Origin of the sequence: Brevundimonas sp. (genome assembly GCF_044239655.1) — a bacterium.
GTDB lineage: Bacteria > Pseudomonadota > Alphaproteobacteria > Caulobacterales > Caulobacteraceae > Brevundimonas.
Map to the genome: position 1 here is coordinate 1 of NZ_JBIIAY010000193.1, position 3,448 is coordinate 3,448.

At 67.2% G+C, this 3,448-nt stretch carries 3 protein-coding genes; 1 reads left to right on the forward strand and 2 read right to left on the reverse strand.

The features are described 5' to 3' along the window. A partial coding sequence (locus tag ACILQR_RS16085; protein WP_395652377.1) for a CaiB/BaiF CoA transferase family protein occupies positions 1 to 1,186 on the reverse strand: 1,186 nt, incomplete at its 3' end. Positions 1,187 to 1,269: 83 nt separating this feature from the next. Between ACILQR_RS16085 and ACILQR_RS16090 the strand changes: the two genes are divergently transcribed. Then, positions 1,270 to 2,097 (forward strand): aldo/keto reductase, encoded by an 828-nt coding sequence (locus ACILQR_RS16090; RefSeq protein WP_395652378.1) that lies wholly within the window; start codon positions 1,270 to 1,272, stop codon positions 2,095 to 2,097. A gap of 480 nt (positions 2,098 to 2,577) precedes the next feature. On the opposite strand, the gene ACILQR_RS16095 is transcribed toward ACILQR_RS16090, so the two are convergent. Next, positions 2,578 to 3,448: 3-hydroxyacyl-CoA dehydrogenase family protein (locus ACILQR_RS16095; RefSeq protein WP_395652379.1), on the reverse strand; the 871-nt coding region annotated here is incomplete at its 5' end.

Sequence of the window (3,448 nt, forward strand, 5' to 3'; positions counted from 1 at the left end):
CCAGAACCGCCTGCGTGTGCTGGCCCAGCACCGGCGGGGCGTGGCGGTATTCCACGGGGGTGCCGGACATCCGCAAGGGGCTGGCGACGCCGGGGGCTGTGCCGCCGGCCTCGTGCGCCATCTCGACCCGCAAACCCCGCGCCCGGACCTGGGGGTCGTCGAACACCTCGCCGATCGCATTGATGGGGCCGCAGGGGACGCCCGCCGCCTCCAGCGCCTCGACCCATCCGTGCGTCGTCCGCAGCGGGGTCAGGGCCTCGATCAGGGGAACCAGCACATCGCGGTTGGCGACCCGCGCCGGATTGGTCGCATAGGCGGGATCGGCCCCCCATTCGCCGTGGCCCAGGACGCCTGCGAAGGCGCGGAACTGGCTGTCGTTCCCGACCGCCACGATCATGAAGCCGTCGGCCGTGGGAAACTCCTGATAGGGCACGATATTGGGGTGGGCATTGCCCATCCGGCCGGGCGACACCCCCGAGACGAGGAAGTTCGACGCCTGATTGGCCAGACAGGCCACCTCGACGTCCAGCAGGGCCAGATCGATATGCTGGCCCTCGCCGGTGCGCTCCCGTGCGGCAAGCGCGGCCAGGACGCCCACCACGCCGTACAGGCCGGTCAGAAGATCGACCACCGCCACGCCCGCCCGCTGGGGCCGCCCGTCCTTCGGCCCCGTGATACTCATCAGCCCGCCCATGCCTTGCAGCAGCAGGTCGTAGCCCGGGCGCGCCGCATAGGGCCCGGTCTGGCCGAAGCCCGTGATCGAGCAATAGATCAACCGTGGATTCACGGCCTTCAGACTGTCGTAGTCGAGGCCGTATTTGGCCAGGCCGCCGACCTTGTAGTTCTCGATCAATATGTCCGATTGAGCCGCCAGACGCCGCACCAGGGCCTGGCCCTCCGGCCTGGTGAAGTCGATCGTCACCGAGGTCTTGTTGCGATTGGCGGCCAGATAATAGGCGGCCTGATCGGTCGGTTCGCCCGCGCCGTCGGCCAGCCAGGGCGGCCCCCATTTGCGGGTGTCGTCGCCCTCGCCCGGCCGTTCGACCTTGATGACCTCGGCGCCCAGATCACCCAGAACCTGGGACGCCCAGGGCCCGGCCAGGATGCGCGACAGGTCCAGCACCTTGATCCCGGCCAGGGCACCGCCCGCCGTCTTCTCGCCGTCCGCCATCGTCGTCTCCGTCATCGTCCTCGTCTCGCACGACAGGCCGCCGCGTGGAACCTTTGGCGCCGATCGCCGTCCTGGGGCATTAGGGGAGCATGAGCCGCATGACCGCCCTTCCCGATGGAACCCTGATCCCCGTGCTCGGTCAGGGGACATGGGAGATCGGCGACAGTCTGAGGACCGGCGACGCCGAACAGGCCGCCCTGTCGCGCGGCCTCGACCTGGGCCTGAGCCTGATTGACACCGCCGAACTGTACGGAAACGGCGCGTCCGAGCGGCTGGTCGGGGAGGTGATTCAGGGGCGTCGCGACGAGGTCTTCCTGGTCTCCAAGGTGCGGCCCGAGAACGCCGGCGAGATGTCAATGATGCTGGCCTGCGAACGCAGTCTGGAGCGGCTGGGGGTCGACCGGCTGGACCTGTATCTTCTGCACTGGGAAAGCCGCCACCCGATGGACGAGATCATTGCGGGTTTCGAGGAACTGGTCGACGAGGGGATGATCGCGCGCTGGGGCGTGTCCAATCTCGACATGCGGGCCATGACCATCATGGAGGGGATCGACGGCGCCGAACACTGCCAGACCAATCAGGTCCTCTATCATCTGGGCTCGCGCGGGGTGGAGTTCGACCTGCTGCCGTGGATGCAGGAGCGGACCATGCCGCTGATGGCCTATTCGCCGTTGGGGCGGGGCGAACTGCTGGAGCATCCCGCCCTGATCGCCGTCGCCGATCGCCACGGCGCGACCCCGGCCCAGATCGCCCTGGCCGCCCTGATGCTGCGCGAAGGGGTCGTCCTGATCCCCAAGGCGTCCACGATCGCCCACGTCGAGGACAATGCCGCCGCCCTCGAAATCCAGCTGGACGGGGAGGACCTCGAGGCCCTGGATCGCGCCTTTCCGCCGCCCACCAGCGAACAGCCGCTCGACATCATCTGACGCCGTTCGCCTGACGCGTGAACCTGTACGAAAGGCGCAGGTTTCGTTCAGATCGCGTTCATTCGATGAACGTCATTCCTCGGTTCGCCGATCAGCATCGGCCCTTGGGGGGAACCAGGGACAACAGCATCGGTCAGGCGAAGGGCGCGTTGGGGGACGCCGTCCGAACCGCTTGATTGAGGGGCCGGCGCCCACACGCCGGCGCCATGAGCGGCGGCCTTGTCGGGGGACGGGGCCGCCGCTTTCATTCGCGCAACTGCGTCTCCTCCCCGTTCGCTGCTTGGCGAATGGGGAGGTGGATCCGAGCTCTTGCGAGGAGACGGAGGGGGTGACTCGGTCTGCCCGACCAAATCCAAAAGCCCCCCGTCAAGCAGCGTGTCGCCCCCTTCGTCACGGCCCTGAAGGAGGGCCGCGCCTGAGGAAGGCTCGTATACGAGCCGCCCGCAGCCCCATGCTGCGCACGGGGAGGAGATACGGCGTCTAAGCCGCGACTTTCTGCGCGCCTTCGAAATTGCCGTAGAAGGTCTCGCCCTTGGCCGCCATGTCGCGCAGCAGTTGGGGCACCTTGAACCGGTCGCCATAGGTGGCGGTCAGCCGGTCGCAGGTCTCGACGAATTTGGACAACCCGGTCTGGTCGATCAGGGTGATGGGCCCGCCGGTCCAGGGCGCGAAGCCCCAGCCCAGGATGGCACCCAGATCGGCCTCGCGCGGATCGTCGATGACGCCCTCTTCCCAGCAGCGCGCGACCTCGACCGCCTGGCGATACAGCAGGCGGGTCTTCATCTCGTCGATCTGGGCGAAGGCACCGGGTTCTTCCGGACCATCGATCCCCTTGGTGGTCGGGGCCAGTTCGGCGAGGCCCGGCCAGATGGTCTTGGGCTTGGAGGCATAGTCATAGAAGCCCATGCCGTTCTTGCGACCGAACCGCCCGCCCTCGACCATCTTCGCCACGATATCGGCGCCCTCGGCGGGGACGAACTTGTCGCCCAGGTCGAGCGCCGTCTGTTTGGCGATCTTGTAGGACAGGTCCAGCGCGACGTCGTCGTGCATCTCCAGCGGGCCGCGCGGCATGCCGGTCATGCGACCGATATTGTCGATCAGGGCCGGGGCATAGCCTTCCTCCAGCATCGCCATCCCTTCCATCAAGAAGGTGGAGAAGCAACGGCTGGTGTAGAAACCGCGGCTGTCGTTGACGACGATCGGGGTCTTCTTGATCTTGAGGATGTAGTCCAGCGATTTGGCGATCGCCGCCTGGCCGGTCTTCTCGCCCAGGATGATCTCGACCAGCATCATCTTGTCGACGGGCGAGAAGAAGTGGATGCCGATGAAGTCCTCGGGCCGGACGCTGGCC

What these genes read in the sequence shown, in the direction of transcription:
- ACILQR_RS16090 (WP_395652378.1), top strand. Translation starts at nt 1,270, where the DNA reads ATGACCGCCCTTCCCGATGGAACCCTGATCCCCGTGCTCGGTCAGGGG.